The sequence below is a fragment of the Collinsella sp. LCP19S3_D5 genome (assembly GCF_052121415.1).
Taxonomy (GTDB): Bacteria; Actinomycetota; Coriobacteriia; order Coriobacteriales; family Coriobacteriaceae; genus Collinsella.
The window spans coordinates 17,960-39,220 of the sequence record NZ_JBQKEH010000017.1 but is presented as its reverse complement, the minus strand read 5'-3'; the positions used below and the strand labels follow the sequence as shown (position 1 = coordinate 39,220).

Below are 21,261 nucleotides of genomic sequence, written 5' to 3'. Positions count from 1 at the left end.
CTCTCACTTTAGCTTAATGGAGTACACTGTATCTCGTTGATTTCGTACCGAGTCGCGGCGGCAGACGCCGTCTTGCCGTAACGCGCCGGCGACATCGAGGGGATACAGATGCATAAGAAACTGGTTATGGGAAACCAGGCCTTTGCGTATGCCGCGCTTGCGGCGGGCGTTCGCGTGGTCGCCGGTTACCCGGGCACGCCGTCGACGGAACTTGTCGAGACAGTTGCCAAACTCAAGGCCCAAGGTAGTGCCGAGGGTGTCCACGTCGAGTGGTCGACCAACGAAAAAGCCGCGCTCGAGGTGCTGGCAGGTGCATCGTATGCAGGAGCGCGCTGCCTTTTTACCTGCAAACAAGTTGGACTAAACGTTGCCTCCGACCCGCTCATGAGCCTCAACTACGTGGGCATCAAGGGCGGTCTGGTGCTGTTTGTTGCCGATGATCCCGGCCCCATCTCCTCTCAAACCGAGCAGGATACGCGCCGCTTTGCCGCATTTGCGAAGATCCCCGTGCTCGATCCGCAAAATCTGGAGCAGGGTTACGCGATGATGCAAGAGGCATTTGAAATCTCGGAGCGCTACCATACGCCCGTTATCGTGCGCCCCACCACCCGCGTATGTCACGCCTCAACCTATTTGGAGGTACCCGAGCATACCGTCGCACATCCCGCTGGCACCTTTGAGAAGGATCCCAAATGGGTTATCTTCCCGCGCCGTTCGTTTGCCGCCCATGGCGAGGTTAACGAGCGCCTGCCGCAGATTGCAGACGCCTACTCCAGCGGCAAGGCCGCAGACGCGTTTAACCCCATCGAAAACCATGGCGATGCCACGCCGCGCTCGGTGAGCTACCCCGCTCCGAGAAAAAGACGAGGCGCATCTTCGACAGCCGATACTAGTCCCCGAAAGCGCAGAAGGGGCACACGACCATCGCAACGGTCGTGCGCCCCTTTTTTCTAGCGTATCTGGACGCCGGCTTTCTTCTTCTCGCGCTTTACGCGGTAGAGCTCCGCGTCGGCAGCACGGAGCAAGTCTTGCCAGGTATCGACGCCATCACCAACCCGTGCGTAGCCGATGGACATCCGCAACAGATACGGAACCTCGGCGCACGCGAGCTCGTCGTTGATTGCCGCGCACAGATGCAAGATATCCTGCTCCGCCATCGCCTTTTGAAGCACCACGAACTCATCGCCGCCATAACGCGCGATAAAGCTACCAGACGCCGAGCAGACTTCTTTGAGTGCAGCGGATATGACCTGAAGAGCATGGTCGCCCTCCACATGTCCATAGCGATCGTTAATCTGCTTAAAGCCGTCGGCGTCCATCATAAGCAGATACACGTCTTCGGCCTGATCCACATTTGAGAAGAGCGACAGTATATAGGTCTCAAAACGGTTGCGATTGTTGAGGCCAGTCAACGGGTCGGTCGAGATGAGCTGCTCCTGGAAGACAATGTAGAGCAACAATATGCTAATCATTATGCCGACACAAAGGCCGGGCACCGAGTATACGACCTGAAAGGTACCGCCCACCAGGGCCGGAATGGCGAAAAATGCCAAGGTTCGATAGATGGTCTTCGTCTGCAGGCTCTCGACCCTGCGAGATTGCACAAACGCATGTAGGGACGTATGTATAACGTAGCAGTAGCTGACAATGGGCTGGATCATATAAGCAGAGCCGCGACTATACACGCCCTGCGAATCGATATAGAACAGGGCGTGCGTCCAGTAACTGGTAAACGCCAGCACGACCACCAGAACCGTAGGCGACGCTACAAGCACCACCCTATAGCGCGAGGCCAAAAGGCGAGAACCCTGCACCGTCTCGGAATAGATAAACCAAATGAGACACACGATGGCAAAGAGCGAAAACGAAACCGCGTTGGAAATCCAGTTGACAGCAATGCCCAACGTGTCGTCCACACCATCCAATAGCACCCAGATCATATCGAATAATATGTACGCGGCAGAGGTGTAGCCAAGCGTGCTAAACAATAGCTGCTGGGTGCTCGAGAACAAGGAGCGACGACTCCGCACGGCAAGCCCGATAAGAACAATCATGCTTAGCAGGAATATCTCAATCTTGAGCGCCTTAACCACCAGGCCCATCTCCCCGCCATCAAACCGACAGCGCTTCTCCGAGCCGCACGCATCACCATAACTCCCCCAATCCAGAGGGGAATGAGGGAATAACACCAGAGCGCCCGGGCGCTCTCACGGCGCGAGTTGCACGCCAGCATCATTGATGGGCGCCGATGGCTACTCGCCATCGATGTCGGCCGCGACGGCTTCCTCGATGGCCTCGACACCGGCGGGCGACAGGTCTTCCTTGCCCTGGTAGAACTTCTTATCGACCCAACCGGTCAGAATCGGAGCCATGATTGCCGTGATGATGACGGCGGTGGCGATCTGAGCGTATGCGGCGGGCGCAAGCTCGGCATAGCGCGGCGCGACCTCGGCAAGAGCAACCGGCGTGGTCATAGCCGTGCCGGCGATAGTGGAACAAGCCACGGCGGCTTTGCCGTTACCGCCGCACAGGCGCTCGAACGCAAAGGTGATGGGACCGACGACAAACAACGTGACAAGGCCCAGCAAGATGCCGGAAATGCCGCCGGTGATAAAGCTCGACAGGCTCATAGACGCACCGAGCTGAAATCCGATGACGGCGATCGCAGGATTGGTGCCGGGAACCAGCAGGTTCTTGATGAACGGGAAGAGGTTGCCCAAAACCATGCCAATCACGAGCGGCAGAATGGAACCGATGATGGTGCCAACGGGAATGTTGGCAAGACCAGAGACACCAAGAATGATCATGGTAACCGCAGGGCCCGCCGTGAAGAACAGGATGCCCACGGCGCCCTGCTCGGACTCGTCGCCAAACTCGCCCATGATGCCCGTGTAGAGCGCCATGTTGCAAAACGTAATGCCGCCGATGATGGAAACCGAGCTCAGGCCCAAAAAGTTGTCGTTAAAGAAATACGCAACGCTCAAGCCCAGCACGGCTGCCACCACAAGCTTAGGAATCAGTACGACGATGCCGGTCTTGATGGCACCCGGCGTGGACTTAAAGCTGATGCCGGCGCCCACAAACAACAGGATCGCGGCGACGATGGTATTGGAACCGCCGCGGCAGGCGGCGGTAAAAAAGCCGCCGATCTCGAAGACCTGCGGGCAGAAGGTATTGAGCAAAAGGCCGACGATCATCGGGTAGATCATGATGTCACCCGGAATGCGCGGTACTTTGAATTTCTTTTGCTCGTTGGCGATCGCTTCCTGTGCCATGAAACCCCCATTTCCGCCGACGCAGAACAAAAGCCCACGTCATGCTTTGCTACAGTAAAGTTTGACCATGGTACCAGAAGAAGCAGACCGGCTCGGTGAGAAATCCGATTCGTTGGGCCCGGACGGTAAACGCACCCCACTCCTATACGAGGCTCAAAACGATATAGAGCCCGATACCCGAGACGCAGCACCACAACATCGACTTTGTCTTGATTGCCACCGCAACGACGCCGACAGCCGCTGCGAAAAGAGCAGGCAAATAAAGAGCGATGTGCAGACGAAACCCGCAATAGCGGTGGGGACATCGACAACGGCGCACCTATCGCAACATTGGTAAGCATCACCGGCCAGACGGTTTTAACGATTTTGAACACCATAGCGTTCCTCGTCCCGACAAGCTTTCCGAGCCGCATTCGACGACATGGCAGAATCATCGCCCGGCGGCAACCGAGTTCACCTACAATTGCCACCGGATCGAAAGACGCAGAAAGACACAGCTTTTTAGGAAGTCATTATGACAGCTATCGATCGAACGGGGGCAATCGCGGCCTTCAGGACCTACACCGATGCCTACGATGCCGCCAATCCGCGTATCGCGCTCAAAATCGAGCATACGTACCACGTTGCCGAGGCATGTGATGCCGTGGCACGTGAGCAGGGCTGGTCACCGCAGGACATTGACCTGGCGTGGCTTTGTGGGCTGTTGCACGATATGGGCCGCTTTGAGCAGCTGCGACGCTGGGACACGTTTAAGGATGCCGAGAGCATGAGCCATGCGAAGTTGGGCCTCGAGGTCCTTTTTGGCAAAAACCCTGCAGACGCGCCCGCGGCAACAAGTATCCGCGACTTTATCGACAGCCCGGCAGAAGACGAGCTCATCCGCGCGAGCATCGCCTATCACAGTGACTTTCGCCTGCCGGCACAACTCGACGAGCGTACACGGTGCTTCTGCGATATCGTGCGCGATGGCGACAAAATCGACATTATGCGCACCATCGCCGACAGCACCGTCGACACCATCCTCAAGGTGGATGAGGACGCATTTCTCGCCAGCCACTTCTCGGCGCCGACGTTGGCCGCCTTTGACGAGCGCCGCTGCGTCGCACGTGATGAACGCGACGAGCCCGCGGACTACCTGGTAGGACTCATCTGCTTTATGTTTGAGCTCGTCTATCCGGCGAGCCGCGCGCTGGCGCGCGAGCAGGGCGATATCTACCGCCTGCTCGACGCGCCCTTTGGTATTACGCAGCCCTTTACCGACCCCGCCACACAGGCAACCTGGAGCCGTCTTAAGGAAGAGATGCGCGACTGGCTGGCGCGCGCCTAGCGCTCAAGCTGGGCTAGCAGCTCCTCGACGACCTCGACGGCATCACCGACAACCTTGTACTGGGCAGCACCAAAGATGGGGGCATCCGGGTCCTCGTTGATGGCGATAATGCATTCCGCCCCACCGATGCCGGCAAGATGCTGGATGGCGCCCGAAACACCGATACTCACAAGAATCTTGGGCGAAACCGATACGCCCGTCTGGCCAATCTGATGGCGATACTCCAACCAGCCGGCCTCCACGACGGGTCGCGTGCAGCCAAGCTCGGCTCCCAGAGCCTCGGCGAGCCTTCGCATCAGCGGCAGGTTTTTCTTGGAACCAATGCCGCGACCTACCACGACCAGGCGCTCGGCATCGGCGATTGAAGCCTGCTGTCCCCACTCCTCGGCGGGAATCGAGATCTCGACACGAGCCTTAGCATCATCCGCAAGTGCTATCTGGGTGATCGTGCCGGAGCGACCGTAGTCAAAGTCGGGCGCCTTAAAGATGCCGGGGCGCACCGTTGCCATCTGGGGACGATGATTGGGGCAGACGATGGTGGCCATCAGGTTGCCGCCAAACGCCGGACGCGTCTGTTGCAGCAGCCCCGTCTCCGTATCCATCGAAAGCACGGTGCAGTCAGCCGTAAGGCCCGTCTGCAAACGCACGGCAACGCCGGGTGCCAGTTCGCGGCCAAAGGCGGTCGCTCCGTACAGAATGGCCTCGGGCTTGCGCTCTGCCACCAAATCGCAGATGAGGCGGGCGTAGACCTCCACATCGTTCTGGCGCAGACGCTCGTCGCGACAGATCAGGACCTCGTCTGCACCGGCGCAAACCAGATGCTCCAGGTCACCGAGAGAACCCTCGGGGCCCATGCCGACCAGCGCCACCAGGCGACAGCCGCGTGTATCCGCAAGCTCACGGCCCTTGCCCATGAGCTCGAAGGCAACGGGAGCCACCGTATCGTGCTCGTCGGTCTGCGCGAATACCCAAATGTCTCGATATGCATCGAGGTCAACCGCGCCGGCGGCCTCCTCGCGCTCGATCGAAATGGCATTGACGGGGCAAGCGTCGACGCACCCGCCGCATAGGATGCAGCCGTCGGTTACGCGGGCGCAACGGTTGGGCCGCTCGCCTTCCACTACGATGCCGCCCGAGGCACAGGCGCGAACGCAGCGACCACAGCCGATACAGGCTTCGCTATCGATAATCAGTCCGCTCATCTATGCCATCCCCTCGATAATCTTGGCAAGTTTCGCCGCCTGCTCGGACGCCGTTCCGTCAACGGTCTCGCACGTTTGGTCGCGGTCGGGCACAAACGATCGTACGACCTGTGTCGGCGAGCCGGCAAGACCGCAGCGCGCGGGGTCGGCGTTCACGTCGGCAGCGTTGACCACGCGCACGTCCGCCTCCTCGGCCGCACGAATACCGGCGATACTCGGCATGCGCAGTTGGCCAATCTCCTTGGCAGTCGTCATCGCGCACGGCATCTCAAGATAGACCGTCTCCTCGCCGGCATCGCAGCCGTGAACAAGCGCCACTGAACCACAGGTCGTAAAGCCCGCACTCTGCACGCAGCTCACGTCGGTCACGCAGGGAATCTCGAAGGCACCGGCAAGCTCGGGACCAATCTGGGCCGTATCGCCGTCCACCGCCATCTTGCCGCAGATGAGCAGGTCGAAGTCCTCGTCGAGCGCCTCGATACCGCACTTGAGGGCATAGGTGGTTGCCAGGGTATCGGCACCTGCAAAGGCGCGATCGGTTAGCAGCAGTGCGTCATCGGCGCCTCGGGCGATGCAGTCGCGCAATAGCGATTCAGTCGCGGGGATGCCCATCGACACCACCGTTACGCGCACGTCCATGCCAAAGCCGATAAAGTCGTCCTTCAGCGCCAGCGCGCATTCCAAAGCGCTCGCGTCAAAGGGATTAATGACCGCCTGCTTGCCATCGCGCACGATGGTATTGGTCTTGGGGTCCATCTTGACCTCGGTGCTGCCCGGCACCGCCTTGACGCACACCACCATATGGAAATCGCTCATCTTCACGCGCCCCCTTTCTGGACGAGCTCATCCAAGAGCTTCTCCGAAAACAGGTTACCGCGGCCCAGCTGCCCGGCAGGATCGAGCTGGAGCTTGAGCCGCGCCGACTCGATCATGGCCTCGTGACCGTACATCGTCTCCAAGAAGCCCGCCTTAATCTTGCCGACGCCGTGTTCGGCGGAGACAGCGCCGCCCATGGCCGTGACCTCGGAAGCCCACTGGGCAAAGAGCTCTTCGCCGCGGCGGTAATCCTGCGCATCGCGCGACAGAATGTTCACATGCAGATGGTTGTTACCGATGTGCCCCCAGGCGGCAGATTCAAGCCCACTTTCGGCCAACGTGCGGCGATAAAGGGCGATGACATCGGCCAAGTGCGCGTTGGGCACCGACATATCCGACCCCAGCTTGGTAATGGTGGGGTCCGTACGGCGACGCTCGTCGATGAGCATGTTGACGCTCTCGGGCACCGCATGGCGGAAGAATCGCTGACACTCGCGATCGACCTCGGTACGCGCGACCCATGTCGCATCGTCGCTGCCGCCCGCAAGCTCCAGTACCCACCCCAAGTGATACAGCTCCTCAGTCGCCTGGGCTTCGTCGTCGCAGTCGAGCTCCACGTAGACACAGACCTTGGCGTCTTTGTCGAGCGCCGGCAGCGAGGCGAACGCAGTCGACTGCTCGCGCTGACGACGCAGGATATCCAGGGCGCCCGCATCGAAATATTCGATGGCAGCCGCGTGGGACAGGACGGGACGTACAGAATCGGTGAAGGACACGGCCTTGTCTTCGCTGTCAAAGAAGCAGCTCACGCCCCAAACGACCGCAGGCGCCGCCTGCAGGGCAATCTCGAGCTCGGTGATGACGCCGAGTGTTCCACACGCACCGATAAACAGATCGATGGCATCCATATCGTCAGCAACGAAATAGCCCGAAGCATTTTTGGTCTTGGGCATGGTGTAGTCGGGAAGGTCGAGCTCGAGCGTGCGGCCCTGCACCGTGACGAGCGAAAGGCGACGACCCTGTGCAAAAACCTCGCCACGGTGAAGCTCGAGCAGGTCGCCATCGGTCAGCACGACATGAAGGCCCGTGACGTGAGGGCGCATGGGGCCGTAAGCGTAGCTACGGGCGCCGGAAGCGTTGCATGCCACCATACCGCCCAGGCAGGCAGATGCCTCGGTGGGATCGGTAGGAAAGAATTGCTCGGGAGCTTCCTGGAACTCCTCGTAGGCCTCAAGCGATGCCTGGTCCCAGCCGGCAGTCGGCAGCACTTTCTTGCCCAGTTGCTTGCGCAGCTCAGACAGCACGACGCCGGGCGCCACGCGCAAAAGAAAGCGGCCCTGCTCATCGCGGCGAATGCCTAGGTAGCGATTCATGCGGGAAGTATTGAGAATGTGACCGCCATGAGGCACGGCGCCGGCGGCAAGACCGGTCCGGGCGCCCTGAACCGTCACCGGGACACGCTCGGCATGGAGCTTTTCCATAATGGCGCGGACCTCGTCCTCCGTTGTCGGAAACGAGATGCTCGAGGCCTCGCCCGATGTGCGAGACTCATCGCGACCATACTCTTCGAACTCGTCGGTGAAGGGTTTGATGGTTGCAGACACGCGAACTCCCCCTTTAGCTAACTACAGTGTTTGCAGGGAAATGTTACCGCATCGTTTCACCGACATGTTCGAGACCGTCTCCATAATTGACGTTTTAACGTTCGCGCAATTCGGCGAACGGTGGAATTTTCGAGACAAGCGACGCTTTTGCCACACGTTGCCGCGCAGCCACAACATGTGCATTTATCAGTCAAAAATAGTTGAGATTTTTTTCACATGCTTTTACCTGCGGGGATATCGGCTCGTCAAGCAATTGGTTAGTTATTGGGCAAGTTGCGGCTGATACGGTCGGCATCGACAGCCAAACCAATAGGAGTTTTGGCCCCAGAGCAGGGAGGTTTCCATGGCATATTACTGGCCCCAATACGGTTTCGCCATCGAAGTCGATGACGACCCCTATCTCTTGCCTTTCGACGAAGATGCATTTCCAGGTACGGAGGTCTACCACGTCACCACCGATGTGATCTGCGACCCCGAGTCGTTCTCGGCGCTCGCCCACCACATCGCGCGTATCCACAACATCGAGCTCCCTCACGACTTCGACGAGCTCATCTACTCGCGCCGCCTGATGCTTCACATGCTCTTTGGAGCGGACCCGTCCACGTTCGCACGTGTCTACACCACCAAGGACGCCGCATGAGTGCGAAGAAGCCGCCCCGCCTTGCAGGACTGGGGCGTCGCAAGAAACTCGTCGTTGTCTGCCTGGCTGTCGTCTGCGCCCTCATCGCCGTAGGGCTATACGCCTGGCAGTCGCAGCCCGTGCCCGAAGCGGGCGCCTCAGTCACGACGGCAGAAGGTAAATCGCGCCAAGAAATCCAGGATGAGCTCGACGCCATCGTCCGCGACAACATGATGACGATCTCGGTCGCGCCGGTCGCACAGTTGCAGGAAGGCGGCAAGTTGCGCGTCAACGTGCAGAACGTCCAAGACAACAAGTTTCCCCAGCGCTTCCGCGTGATTCAAAACGACGAGACCATCTATGAGTCCGGTGTGGTCGAAGCCGGCAAGACGGTTGAGACCTGCCCCGCCGGCGATATCCAAGAAGGCGAGGCATATATCGAGATTCAGGCACTCGATGCCAAGACCTACGACACCCACGGCAATCCGACGCGCGTCAAAGTGCGGGTGGCACAGGCAGAAGGCTAGTGGCCGACGCGCTCGCAGGGGCAGCACCCTGTCCCCATTCGTCCAACCATCACGGAAACAGTCCGTGACGAGCAGAAGGATCGATTATGAACACACCCATGAACCTGAGCGGAGCCAGGGCACTCGCCGTGGGCGCAGGGCTTACGCTCGCACTTGCGATGGGCGCCGCGCCAACGGCGGCCATGGCAGAGGTGCGCGTTGGAACCACCGATGTGACGGTGAAGGCCGACATTAGCAATGTTTCGTTTAAGGCGCCAACGGTCATCCCTTTTGCCGCCAAAGCCGACGGAACGCTTGTAGGACCCTCCGACAAGACGATTACCATCGACAACCTCTCGGCATACGGCATCCACGTCACCAACATGAAGGTCACGGCCAAGAACGACTGGACAATCGTTGCAGACGCAAAGACGGGCTCGGCCCAGAACTCCATCGATTTTAAGGTTGGCCCCGATAAGGCAGAAAAGGATGCCAGCTCGGTGACTCAGACTACGGGCCTCGATCTTTCCAAAGACGCAAGCTTCGACATGAAGTACAAGGACATTGCCGACGGAACGGACAAAATTAGGCTCAATGTGAGTGGCCACGTCGCCCGCGTCACGCGTGACATCTACCACGCCACCGGTACGGGAGATCAAGTGGCAAGCATCACCTGGACGGTCGAACCCGGTGCGCACGCCACGTCCTAAGGCGATTGCACTGGCCGCCATCGTCGGCATCTTGGCGTCCGCACCCGCAATGCCTTTGCTCAACAAGAGCAAACGCAGGCGGCCACAGAAGTGACCGTCGATCTTTCGGGCCTTAATCGCGGCAGCCGTCACGAGCCGCTCGTCCAGACGAGCGACACCCGGCAACTCATTGCGGTAGGCGTCGCCACGGTGGGAGCAGGACTGACGTGCCTTGGCCTGCACATCAAACGCAACCAATAGCCAAGCACGACCGGAGTACGCGGAATAAATAGGAGAACCATGGCACCCAAAAACCTTTTGCCCGTTGCCGCGCTCTGCAGCGCACTGGCGAGCGGTACGCCTCTCGCCGCTTGGGCGACGCCCGCCACGGCAAGCTCCTTACCGCAAGCTCCTTACCGCAAGCTCTGAACCCCGCGTCGAATTCGTCGGGTATCGTCGCCTGCCAACGTTTTTCGCTCGCACATGCCACGGTCCGAACCTCGGGATGCCTTCACCGCAATACGGTCGACTCGATAGTCGTGGATATCAATCGACCGGACAAGGAGAGCGGCCCCCGGACAGGTTGCGCCGTCTGCACATGGAAATCGGCTGCAGTCGACGCCGATGGCGACCCATGCGACTTAGAGCTGCGCATCGATATTGCCTCGGTCGATGACTCGGCGAACGGGGCAAAAGTCGTCTTCGACAGCGCGGCCCATGAAGAAGAAGGGGGTGTATGCCTGGGCTGCGTTCCCTCGAATGTCGATGGCGCGCAGCCCATCATCTCCTTTACGGCGTCGCTGCGGCTGACCAAGGCGGACACCGAAGCCATCGCAACGGGAGATGCGCCTTTGCTGTTCTACGCTGGCGACGCGGACGACCAAAAGGCTCAAAGCACCAGGCAGAAGGGCTCGCTTAACCTCACGCGCGGATCAGAACCCGCCCCCATCAATATCGATGCCCAGGCGCCGGGCGTGCAGCGCATTCTCACCGATCCGGCGCTGCTCCAAATGACATGGCACGGAGTGGGGTCCGTCGAGATTGCCGCTCCTATATCGAGCGATAATGACAAATCCCCCAAAGACGAGGTCGCAGACGCACCGGCACATGTTGACGATGCATCATCAGAAGACAACGCTGCGGTTCCTCTCGAGAAGCCAAGCGGAAGCGCCACCGAACTAGGCGATTCCCAACCGAAAGACGGCCTGGACTTTGCCGCTCCCCCAGGTGTCGACGAAGGCAACTGTTGCATGATGGTCGCGCTCGACCACACGGAAACCGTCGATGCTGCAAGCATTGAGCCAGTCGCTGCCAATGCGCCCCGCCGCAAAAATATCCTCATCGCATTCCCCAATACCGTCTTTTTGCCTTCGGGCGAAGTCGTCGCGCCTACGGCACTTACAGCAGTGGGAGCAAAGAGCGCATCGAACGATATCCAAGCTATCTCGGCACTTGATGCCACAACGACCGCCAAGTTACACCTTTATTCCGTTGCAGCAGACGGAACGCGAACCGAAGAATTCGACGGAACCAAGCTTTTGGTTCCTCGTCGCATCGGTATCCAAGAAGACGTCCCCTATCAAATGGAACTTGAAGGGTTCGATCGCGCACGAGATGCCGACATCATTGCCGCAGCCATCGAATCCCCACAGCACCTCATAACGCTGCGCTTCGACTTTAGCCCCATCCTGTCCTAGACCGCTAACCGCCGCTTGGCTCGGATACTGAGCGCCCCCTCCCCGTTCTGCTACGATTGCCGCGTTGGCATCAATTACAGGAGGGTCCATGCCGGGTTTAGGAACGATCATCAACGTCGCGCTTTTGATCGCGGGCGGTCTGCTTGGCCTTATGGGTGGGCGCTTCATTACGCCTCGCATCCAAGACACGCTCATGAAGGCGTCGGGGTTGTGTGTTCTGTTTATCGGCCTGGGCGGCACCATGCAAAAGATGCTCGTTATCGATGGAGAGGCGTTGGCGACCACCGGCACCACCATGCTTATCGTCTCATTTGCCCTCGGTTCGCTCATCGGCGAGGCCATCAACCTGGAGGCCGCCATCGAGAACCTCGGCGAATGGCTCAAGCGCAAAACCGGCAGCGAAGGCGACAACGAGTTCACCAACGCCTTTGTCTCGGCATCGCTCACCGTGTGTATCGGTGCCATGGCCATCGTAGGATCGATTCAGGACGGTCTGCTCGGCGACTGGTCCACGCTTGCCCTGAAGGGCGCGCTGGACTGCATCATCGTCTGCACCATGACGGCCTCGCTTGGCCGCGGCTGCATCTTCTCGGCCCTGCCCGTTGCCGTATTCCAGGGCACGATCACGCTTTTTGCCGGCGCACTCTCCCCCATCATGACCACCGCAGCCCTCGACAGCCTTTCGCTTGTGGGCTCTATGCTCATCTTCTGTGTTGGGGTTAACCTTATTCGACCTCAGACCTTCCGCACGGCCAACATGCTCCCCTCCGTCGTCGTGGCGGTCATCTACGCCCTCTTGTTCTAAATCTATCTACGTAGCGGTTTCTCGAACACCTGTTTGATGCTGTGCTATGATATGAGGTCACCGAAGCTGCGTTAGGAGAGGAGAAGCGGTGGCCGACCAGGACGTCAAGATGCTCATCGAGCGCATTATGGCCGAGGCCCGGACCCATCAGTCCGCCCGCTTCTCAAACGAAATCTATGCTGACGAGCCGATTCTCAAGACCGGTCGACAGATGCAGAACTTCCTCCCCGACCAGTACCGCAAGATGCGCGAGATATCGCGCTGGCAAGATGATCCCAAAGGCGGCGCGGGACGTTGGCTATCGGAGGCAGAGCTCTTTTACCGCCAAGGCCTGCTGATGGCCGACTTCGAGGACGATTGTCCCTACAACGGCACCTTTAAGTCGTACTTTCCCACCTACAATGCCATGAGCGATCGACAGTTGCGCGGCTACTTTACCTGGCGTGCCCAAGTGCGCCGCGGAACTGTCGAGGAAACGTCTACGTCCTTTGCCTTCCTGTATCTCTATGAGCTGATCTGCGGCATTGGCGTAGATGACCCACTCGATGGCTTTAGCAAGATCAAGGCCTTTTGGAACGCCTATCGTGCCTTCGAGCCCGGCATCGACCGGTTTGCACGCGTGTGGTTGCAAGATTACGCCGTTTTCCACGGGCTCGACCCCAAACTGCTTCGCGATTCTAAAACCGTCATGTTCGATAACGCCCTTATCGAGCTGCGGCGCGCGGCTCGAGACCTTGCACCTGCACCGACGCCGCCGGACCTGGCGCCTGCGCGTCGCAAGACCTCCGAGCCTACGCTCCCCCTCCCGCCCGACGAGGCGGGCGAGGAGCGACTCATGGCCGCCATCAACGCCCTCTCCACGTATAACCTCGATAACTCTAGACTCGATCGCAGCCACCATCGCGACCTACGCCACGTGGCATGTGCCGTGTACGTCCGCATGGCGCGCTACTATGACACGCACCGAAAGACCGGTATCGTGGCGAGCTTGTTTGGGGAGGAGACGGCCATGCCCTATACCATGTTTGCCTCGGCCGTGTTCTTTGCGCCCGAGCGCCACGAGGACTGCGAATACCGTCTTGACCCCATCCATATCTACCGCTGCCAAAACGGTTTTTGGGAATGCATGCGAATTCACGGCAGCAGGCAAAAGAGCAGCAAGCTTGGTGAAATGATGCGCGCCTGCGACCAACGTCTGCGCCTGGCCCTAGCCCCCGCCCACCCCCTAAAGGAGGAGAAGGTCCCCAAATATCTGGCCAAAATCATCGATGACGAGATCGTGGCATGGCTTTCGTGGGATGCCGCACACCAGCCCGTCAAGATCGATATCGATTTGAGCCAGCTGGGGCACATTCGGAGCGCCGCCGCGCAAACGCGTGAAGCGCTTTTGATTGATGAGGAGCGCGAGGACGGCACGCCCGTGGAAGCCGAGGCAACGTTTATCGAGCAGCCGGGCAGCGAGTCTGCGCCCGGCATGACTGCCGAACCTGGCGAGATGACCATACAGCAAGACGAACCCGACGAGCCGACTGTCTCCGCCGAAGAGTTTGGCGTCATGGCACCGCTCCTCGTGTCTGCGCCCGCACCCGTAACGCCCGCGTCTGCCGAAGCTACGAACAAACTCGCGCCCGCCGAAGATGCCTTTCTTCGCGCGCTCCTCGAGCAAAACACAGCGCAAGCGACATCGGCAGTGGAGAGGTCGGGCCAGAGCGAGGATATGCTCGTCGACAGCATCAACGAGACGCTCTTTGACCTGGTGGGAGACACCGTTATCGAGTTCGGCGCGGCAGGACCGCAAATTATCGAGGATTACGAAGCAGACGTGAGAGGATACCTAGACCATGAGTGATACCGCATCCGCAGCACCCCGCGTGCCCAAGCGCGTCGCTGCCGTCATTCTCAACTCACTCAAGGGCGGTGTGGTCCCGCGCATCGGCCTTCCCTATATCACCGTAGGGCGCGAGGTCGAGATCCGCGCCCTGCTCACCGATTTGAGTCTCATCGCCGACGGTGGCGCGAGCTTCCGGTTTCTGGTCGGTCGCTACGGCGCAGGCAAGAGCTTTTTGCTCCAGACCATCCGCACGCACGCCATGGGCGAGGGGTTCGTCGTCGCCGATGCCGACCTGTCGCCCGAGCGCCGCCTGCAGGGCGGTCAGGGGCAGGGCCTTGCCACCTACCGTGAGCTCATCCGCAACATATCGACCAAGACGCGCCCCGAGGGCGGTGCGCTCAACCTTATTCTGGATCGCTGGGTCGCCTCGTGTGCCGACGTCGACGAGTCGGTCGTCAATGCCCAACTGGCCCCGCTCGAGGAGATGGTCCACGGCTTCGACTTCGCCCGCATGCTCCGCCGCTACCGCACGGCCGTATCCGAGGGCGATGAAGAGGCCATGAGCCGCATAACCAAATGGATCCGCGGCGAATACCGCACCAAGAGCGAGGCTCGCGCCGAACTGGGTTCCTCGACCATCATCAGCGATGACGACTGGTACGACTACGTTAAACTCATTGCGCGCTTTTTGGTCTGCAGCGGCTACAAGGGCATGCTGGTGCTCATCGACGAACTCGTGAATCTGTATAAGATTCCCAACGCGATCACGCGCCAATACAACTACGAGAAGATCCTGACCATGTACAACGACACGCTCCAGGGCAAGGCGCAGTACCTGGGCATGATCATGGGCGGCACGCCAACCTCCATCGAAGACCGCCGCCGCGGTGTGTTCTCCTACGAGGCCCTGCGCAGCCGACTCGCTCAGGGCCGCTTTGCACGCGAGGACCTTAAGGACATGCTCGCGCCCATCATCCGTCTGCAGACACTCACCTACGAAGAGTTGCTGGTGCTGATCGAAAAACTCATGCAAATTCACGCCGGCTACTTTGGCTGGACGCCCACGCTTACCGAGAGCGACCTGGTGGACTTCCTCAAGATTGAGTTCGGTCGCGTGGGAACCGACACGCATCTGACGCCGCGCGAAGTCATTCGTGACTTTATCGAGCTGCTCGACATCCTATGCCAAAACCCCGACGCCAACGTGGCCGAGCTGCTGCAAAGCGTCGGCGGTGACGCGCCAGCAGCCGCAACAGACGACACCGGCACCGCAGGCGCCGACCGCAACTTCGCCGAATTCGCCATCTAACCTGCCAAAAAGGGACAGGTTTATTTTGGCAGGTTTTATCTGGGCAAACATTGAAGCAGTCATGCAGCAAGCCACTGCCCGCCGCGTTGAGAGATTCGCTTTTGAAAGGAGGCCCCGTGAACGCCTTTGACCGCTACGCCCCGTTTATCCAAGACTTCATCTACTCCCACGATTGGGAGAGTCTCCGCTCCATTCAGGTTGCGGCGGCAGATGCCATCTTTAACACACAAGACAATGTGCTCCTGACGGCATCCACGGCTTCCGGCAAAACCGAGGCGGCCTTCTTTCCCATCCTGACCGAGTTTTGGGAGAAGCCGCCCGCGAGCGTGGGTGCCCTCTACATCGGCCCCCTCAAGGCGCTCATCAATGATCAGTTCGTCCGCCTTAATGACCTCTGCGAAGAGGCCGATATCCCTGTCTGGCACTGGCATGGCGATGTCTCGCAGTCGCACAAGGCTAAGCTCATCAAAAAGCCGAGCGGCATCTTGCAGATTACGCCCGAGTCACTCGAGGCGCTCCTGATCCATAAGCACATGGCGATCCCGCGCATGTTTTGCGACCTGCGCTATGTGGTCATCGACGAGGTCCACTCGCTCATGCGCGGCGACCGTGGCGGGCAGACGCTCTGCCTTATCGAGCGACTCTCGCGCATGGCCGGCGTGCAGCCTCGACGCATTGGCCTTTCGGCCACCATCGGCGACCCCGAGCGCACGGGCGCTTTTCTCTCACAGGGAACGGGACGTGACTGCGTTATCCCTCGTTTTGAGGAACCGCGCCGCGTATGGCGCATCTCCATGGAGCACTTCTACAACTCAGGTCCCCAGGCACAGCAGCGGGGATTCGAGAGCATGGGTCCTCAAGAGGCCGAAGTGCTTGCCTCCGAGCGCATTGAGGCAGCGGCACCCACGGCGCTGCCGGCCGACACCCAAGGCACGAGCCGCAGCGGACAGCCCACACAGGAGGAGCGCCGTCAACGTCGTGAGCGAGCACGGGGCAAGGCCGCTCCCAAGGACCGCCAAACTTCCTCGGCCCCCGAGGGCGAAGTCGACATTCCCCGGGCCGCCGAGCAAGCGCTCCTCAACCCCACCGACACCGCACCCGACAACGCCGATCCCGGCATGGGCTATATCTTCGAACACACCCGCGGGCGCAAGTGTCTGGTCTTTGCCAACTCGCGCGAGGAGGCAGAGGCCGTATGTTCCATGCTGCGCAGCTACTGCGAGAGCCGACACGAGCCTGACCGTTTCCTCATCCATCACGGCAATCTTTCGGCATCGTTGCGCGAGACGGCAGAAGAGCTCATGCGCGATGAGGAGCAGGCACAGACGACCGTCACCACCTCTACGCTTGAGCTTGGCATTGATATCGGCCGTCTGGAGCGTGCATTTCAGATCGATGCGCCATTTACCGTCAGTTCCTTTTTGCAGCGAATGGGCCGCACGGGACGCCGCGACCTTCCGCCCGAGATGTGGTTTGTCATGCGCGAGGAAGAGCCCGAGCCGCGCACGATGATGCCCGAAACCATTCCGTGGAAGCTCCTGCAGGGCATCGCACTCGTACAACTCTATCGCGAGGAAAAGTGGGTCGAGCCGCCCGAGCTCGATCGACTCCCCTACAGTCTGCTCTATCACCAGACTATGTCGACGCTTGCCAGCACCGGAGAGCTCACGCCGGCAGAACTTGCCCAGCGCGTGCTCACGCTCAGTTATTTCCACCGCGTCTCAGCCGATGACTATCGCGTGCTGCTGCGTCACCTCATTAAGATCGACCATATCCAGGTCACCGAGGGCGGCGGACTCATCGTGGGCCTCGCGGGCGAGCGCATCATCAACAATTTTAAGTTCTACGCCGTGTTCCAGGAAAACGAGGAGTTCACCGTCCGCAGCGAGTCGGCCGAGCTGGGCACGATCGTCAATCCCCCACCGCCCGGTGAACGCATAGCCATCGCCGGGCACTGCTGGATTGTCGAGGAAGTGGACTGGAAGCGCCATACCGTCTTTGCCACGCAGGTCAAGGGCCGTGTACCGGCTTACTTTGGCGACTGCCCCGGCGACATCAACACGCATGTACTCGAGCGCATGCGTAAAGCGCTCAACGAACATGCCGCGTATCCGTACCTTATGGGCAACGCGCGAGCCCGTCTGGCGCAGGCTCGCCATACGGCCGAGATTTCGGGTGCGGGCACTAGGCCACTCATTAACCTGGGCGGCGACACCTGGGTGCTCTTCCCCTGGCTGGGCAGCTATGCCTTTTTGGCGCTCGAGCGCATGCTCAAGATTAAATGTGCCGCGGAGCTGGGCCTTCGCGGACTCGACCCGTCGCGCCCGTACTTTATGCAGTTTAAGATGAAGGCCGACGAAGAGACGTTCTTTGAGGTACTCGCCGCCGAGGCCGAGAAGGACTTCGATCCCATCGAGCTCGTCTATCCCGGCGAGGTGCCTTACTTTGATCGTTACGATGAGTTCGTTCCCGAAGAGCTCGTGCGTAAGGGCTTTGCCGAAGGCGTGCTCGACATAGATGGCATGAAGCAGCGTGTCCGCAGCTGGCGCGACCACGTATAAAACGGGGCTGACTATATGAGCAGTCAATTTGGGACGGGGCTATTTTAGCTGCCCTTGCAGGTAAAGCGAAAGGTTTGGCCGATTAGTGGCAGGGATAGCTAAAATAGCCCCGTCCCAAATTGACTGCTCCCGATGTGGAGCGAGCCGGCATCCGAAAGCAGCTAAAAAGCCCCGTCCCAGAAAGACTGGTCGCAGAAAGACGCGCTAGTCGTGAAGGACGGTGCCGAGGAAGTCGGCGTCAAAGGGCACGGCTTCGGCAAAGGCATAGTTCCCGTCGCTGGCGATGAGCAGGTAGTTTTCCTCGCCGCCGAACTCTGTATCGCCACAGGGGACCACCCAGGCGTAGGCGAATATCTCGAGTGCCGTGGCAGCGCAGTCGCGCAGAAACGTTACATCGCTCCCCTCGTTTGCGCTCACGATATTGGCAACGTAGATACCCCCGGGGTTCAGGCTGCCCCGCACTAAACGCAACGCCTCAACCGTCGCCAGCTCGCGTACGGGCTCGGCACCGCCAAAGCAATCGCTCACGACCACGTCGTAGCGACGATGGCCCACACTCGTCACGCCCAGATACGAGCGAGCCTCAGCGGTTATCACCCGCAGGCGATCGCCTGCCGCGCGCCCTAGCTCGTCTAGGTAGAACCAGCGGCGCGCCAGGCGCGTAATCTCTCCGTCATACTCGATAACGTCCATGCGCAGGCCCTCGTGCGACATCAGCGCAAATTTGGGATAGGCAAACCCGCCGCCACCTAGCATAAGCATACGGCTGATACCGTGACCATAAACGTCACGCATCGCATCCTCGGCCTCAAACACGTCGTCAAACGCGCGATAATACGCAAAGACGGGCTCCGCCCAGCGCTCGCCGACGTAACTCGCGCTTTGGTAGACACCGCCTTGCACCAATACGCGGACTTCATCGCCGCCCTCATCGTGCACGCGTTTCACGCGCGTCAACCCATTGCGGGTTCGCGCAACCTGCAGGCAGGCAGCGCGAACAGCGACGGCAGCCGCGCCCAGCGCCGCGGCTCCCAGAGCAACGCCGGCAACAACGCCGGCAGAAACACTCGGCTTGTTCATCTAGAGCTCCTTTTGCAGATAAAGGCCATGGTCATAAAATCCAAGATGGCGATAGTACTCGCGCGTGCCAATCGCGCTGATCACGTTGATGCGCGCATAACCCGCATCCCGGGCAATCTCGCACGCACGCTCTACGAGCAAACGCCCCAACCCGTGATGCTGCGCCGCCTGGCCCTGGTCGCCCACGCGCGCCGCCATGCCGTACACGTGCACCTCGCGAATCATCGCCTCGTCCGGCGTCGTCGGCAACTCGTCCGCATGCGCGGCAACAAACGAATGGTCGGGCAGCGACAGGCGCAAAAAGCCCGCAATCTTGCCCTGCGGCGTCACCCACTGCAAAAAGCGCTCGTGCGTCACCGGCGTCTCGTACGCCACATCCTCGTCAAGGGCCAACTCGTCCAGGTCGGCACCCGCCGTGCTGATCTCGCGATAGCGAATCTCGCGCACCGTCGCACCGTCACCCCGAGCAGCCAGGCGGTTCTCGACGAGCTGACGCAGGTTGGGCTTCTTGTTGCCCACCATAATGTCGTCGGAGCTAAAATCGCGGATCATGCGGCTGATGCGACAGAACGGCGGCGTCACCACGATGTCATCGGCTAGCACGTCGAGCAGCTCCTCCTCGGTATAGGGGCGCCACTCGCCGCGCTCGTAACAGCCCACCAGACGCGAGCCCTCGATGAGCGCGCACGGGTAGACCTTGACCTCGTCGGGCATAAAGGCCCCCTCGGTCATAAAGCGCTCGTAGTCGCGCTTGTCCCCCTCGGGTGTGGCACCCAGCAAGTTGAGCATAAAATGCGCGTGGATCTTAAAGCCAAACAGGCGCGCAAGCGAAAACGCCCGCTCGATTTGCCCCACCGAAATGCGACGCTCGTTGATATCGAGCAGGTACTGGTCGAGGCTCTGGATGCCCATCTGGATCTTGGTGCAGCCCAGGCGGCGGATGAGCGTAAGCGCCTGCGGCGTTACGGCATCGGGGCGCGTCTCGATAACGAGTCCCACCACGCGATGCTTCGCCGTCTCGTTGATGTGCTGCTGACGCTCGAGCTCCTCCATCGTTGCCGTCTGCCACTCGGTGACCTCGCCCCACGGCGTACCGGGGCCGTACAGACGACGCACCGCACGGTTATAGTCGCCCACGGCAGCATCCACACGCTCCTGCTCGTCGGCAACGTCGGCAGCGAGCTCGGCCTCGTCTGTCGCAATGCCGGCAGCCCGATAGCGCTCGCGGCGCTCCGCTACCACCGGCGGCAGCGCATCGGCGGGTGCATCGTCGAGCAGACGCCCCGCCTCAGCACGGCTGATACCCGGACGCGCCAACATGGGGTTGGCCGCCACGCCGGCGACGGCATCGTCATTGAGCGCACGGAAAAGCTCCGACATAAACCATGTCTGATAGCCTTCCGGATAGTCGCTCCAGGTGCCGCCAAGCACAATGAGTTCAATCTTATCGGTCGCATGCCCCATCTGCGAAAGCGCGGTCAGACGAGCGCTCACCTGCAGATACGGATCGAAGCAATTTTGCTCCGCACGGGCGCACGCGGGCTCGGTATGCAAATAGCTTTTGGGCATACGCAGGTCGTTGGGGCAAAACAGACAATCGCCCGAGCACGGCCACGGCTTGGTGATGACGGTAATGGTCGCTACGCCCGAAGCCGTGCGGCGCGGCTTCATGCGTAGCACCTGCAGCAGTTGACGTTCCAGATCGGAATCGACATTCCACGTAGCCCAACGAGCCGGATCCTCACGTTTAACCCGCTGGTAGAACGGCAGCAGACGGCGCTTGGCCAGATCGCGCTTGTCGGCACCCTCACGGCGCGCCTCGGCATGTATCAGTTTGACGAGCGCCTTGTCGTCTACGGTCTCGCCGCAACGCAGGGCTTTAAGTATGTTCAAGATAATCTGTTCCATGCCCCCATTGTAAAGGCAAAGGCGCCGGAGCC

The 21,261-nt window shown here is 60.2% G+C and carries 18 protein-coding genes; 11 read left to right on the top strand and 7 right to left on the bottom strand.

Annotated features, from left to right (window positions below):
* Nucleotides 1-108: 108 nt before the first annotated feature.
* Nucleotides 109-954, top strand: coding sequence for a hypothetical protein (locus tag ACTQXO_RS07635; RefSeq protein ID WP_441032791.1), 846 nt, complete (start codon nucleotides 109-111; stop codon nucleotides 952-954).
* Here the strand turns inward: ACTQXO_RS07635 and ACTQXO_RS07630 are convergent.
* Nucleotides 951-2,102 carry a diguanylate cyclase domain-containing protein gene (locus tag ACTQXO_RS07630; RefSeq protein ID WP_441032794.1) on the bottom strand — a complete coding sequence of 384 codons (1,152 nt, stop codon included), beginning with the start codon at nucleotides 2,100-2,102 and terminating at the stop codon, nucleotides 951-953. The two genes, ACTQXO_RS07635 and ACTQXO_RS07630, sit on opposite strands and share 4 nt — an antisense overlap.
* Nucleotides 2,103-2,252: 150 nt before the next feature.
* A complete protein-coding gene (locus tag ACTQXO_RS07625) occupies nucleotides 2,253-3,275 on the bottom strand; it encodes a 2-keto-3-deoxygluconate permease (RefSeq protein WP_427719609.1) in 1,023 nt (340 codons plus the stop codon).
* Nucleotides 3,276-3,789: 514 nt separating this feature from the next.
* On the opposite strand from ACTQXO_RS07625, the gene ACTQXO_RS07620 reads away from it, so the two are divergent.
* Nucleotides 3,790-4,602 (top strand): HD domain-containing protein, encoded by an 813-nt coding sequence (locus ACTQXO_RS07620; protein ID WP_441032797.1) that lies wholly within the window; start codon nucleotides 3,790-3,792, stop codon nucleotides 4,600-4,602.
* Here the strand turns inward: ACTQXO_RS07620 and ACTQXO_RS07615 are convergent.
* From ACTQXO_RS07615 to ACTQXO_RS07605, 3 genes are read right to left on the bottom strand one after another with little or no spacing between them, the layout of a single operon-like run.
* Nucleotides 4,599-5,804 carry an FAD-binding protein gene (locus ACTQXO_RS07615; RefSeq protein ID WP_441032800.1) on the bottom strand — a complete coding sequence of 402 codons (1,206 nt, stop codon included), beginning with the start codon at nucleotides 5,802-5,804 and terminating at the stop codon, nucleotides 4,599-4,601. The two genes, ACTQXO_RS07620 and ACTQXO_RS07615, sit on opposite strands and share 4 nt — an antisense overlap.
* Nucleotides 5,805-6,620: an electron transfer flavoprotein subunit beta/FixA family protein gene (locus ACTQXO_RS07610; RefSeq protein ID WP_441032803.1), complete on the bottom strand. Its 816-nt coding sequence runs from the start codon at nucleotides 6,618-6,620 to the stop codon at nucleotides 5,805-5,807.
* 2 nt (nucleotides 6,621-6,622) lie between these two features.
* Complete coding sequence (locus ACTQXO_RS07605; protein ID WP_441032806.1) at nucleotides 6,623-8,224, bottom strand: FAD-binding oxidoreductase; 1,602 nt, start codon at nucleotides 8,222-8,224, stop codon at nucleotides 6,623-6,625.
* A 343-nt stretch (nucleotides 8,225-8,567) separates the two neighbouring features.
* Between ACTQXO_RS07605 and ACTQXO_RS07600 the strand changes: the two genes are divergently transcribed.
* The 9 genes from ACTQXO_RS07600 to ACTQXO_RS07560 all read left to right on the top strand — a co-directional run bounded on the left by ACTQXO_RS07600 (nucleotide 8,568) and on the right by ACTQXO_RS07560 (nucleotide 18,241).
* Entirely contained in the window at nucleotides 8,568-8,864 is a 297-nt protein-coding gene (locus ACTQXO_RS07600; RefSeq protein WP_154517147.1) for a hypothetical protein, read from the top strand.
* Nucleotides 8,861-9,370, top strand: coding sequence for a hypothetical protein (locus ACTQXO_RS07595; RefSeq protein WP_427719604.1), 510 nt, complete (start codon nucleotides 8,861-8,863; stop codon nucleotides 9,368-9,370). The genes ACTQXO_RS07600 and ACTQXO_RS07595 overlap by 4 nt, the downstream gene beginning before the upstream one ends.
* Nucleotides 9,371-9,456: 86 nt before the next feature.
* Nucleotides 9,457-10,059 carry a hypothetical protein gene (locus ACTQXO_RS07590; protein ID WP_441032809.1) on the top strand — a complete coding sequence of 201 codons (603 nt, stop codon included), beginning with the start codon at nucleotides 9,457-9,459 and terminating at the stop codon, nucleotides 10,057-10,059.
* A 279-nt stretch (nucleotides 10,060-10,338) separates the two neighbouring features.
* Nucleotides 10,339-10,467 carry a hypothetical protein gene (locus tag ACTQXO_RS07585; protein ID WP_427794193.1) on the top strand — a complete coding sequence of 43 codons (129 nt, stop codon included), beginning with the start codon at nucleotides 10,339-10,341 and terminating at the stop codon, nucleotides 10,465-10,467.
* A 110-nt stretch (nucleotides 10,468-10,577) separates the two neighbouring features.
* The gene (locus ACTQXO_RS07580; RefSeq protein ID WP_441032813.1) at nucleotides 10,578-11,735 is read left to right on the top strand and encodes a hypothetical protein; all 1,158 of its coding nucleotides are present in this window, start codon (nucleotides 10,578-10,580) and stop codon (nucleotides 11,733-11,735) included.
* Between the two features lie 88 nt (nucleotides 11,736-11,823).
* Entirely contained in the window at nucleotides 11,824-12,540 is a 717-nt protein-coding gene (locus ACTQXO_RS07575; RefSeq protein ID WP_154517132.1) for a DUF554 domain-containing protein, read from the top strand.
* Between the two features lie 88 nt (nucleotides 12,541-12,628).
* A complete protein-coding gene (locus ACTQXO_RS07570; RefSeq protein ID WP_441032816.1) occupies nucleotides 12,629-14,389 on the top strand; it encodes a TerB N-terminal domain-containing protein in 1,761 nt (586 codons plus the stop codon).
* Nucleotides 14,382-15,680, top strand: coding sequence for an ATP-binding protein (locus ACTQXO_RS07565; protein WP_441032819.1), 1,299 nt, complete (start codon nucleotides 14,382-14,384; stop codon nucleotides 15,678-15,680). The genes ACTQXO_RS07570 and ACTQXO_RS07565 overlap by 8 nt, the downstream gene beginning before the upstream one ends.
* 116 nt (nucleotides 15,681-15,796) lie before the next feature.
* Nucleotides 15,797-18,241 (top strand): DEAD/DEAH box helicase, encoded by a 2,445-nt coding sequence (locus tag ACTQXO_RS07560; RefSeq protein WP_441032822.1) that lies wholly within the window; start codon nucleotides 15,797-15,799, stop codon nucleotides 18,239-18,241.
* 204 nt (nucleotides 18,242-18,445) lie between these two features.
* Here the strand turns inward: ACTQXO_RS07560 and ACTQXO_RS07555 are convergent, their stop codons facing one another.
* Together ACTQXO_RS07555 and ACTQXO_RS07550 are read right to left on the bottom strand one after the other, a co-directional pair.
* Nucleotides 18,446-19,321 carry a spermidine synthase gene (locus ACTQXO_RS07555; protein WP_441032825.1) on the bottom strand — a complete coding sequence of 292 codons (876 nt, stop codon included), beginning with the start codon at nucleotides 19,319-19,321 and terminating at the stop codon, nucleotides 18,446-18,448.
* Nucleotides 19,322-21,229, bottom strand: a complete 1,908-nt coding sequence (locus ACTQXO_RS07550; RefSeq protein WP_441032828.1) for an elongator complex protein 3 — start codon at nucleotides 21,227-21,229, stop codon at nucleotides 19,322-19,324.
* Nucleotides 21,230-21,261 lie beyond the last annotated feature (32 nt).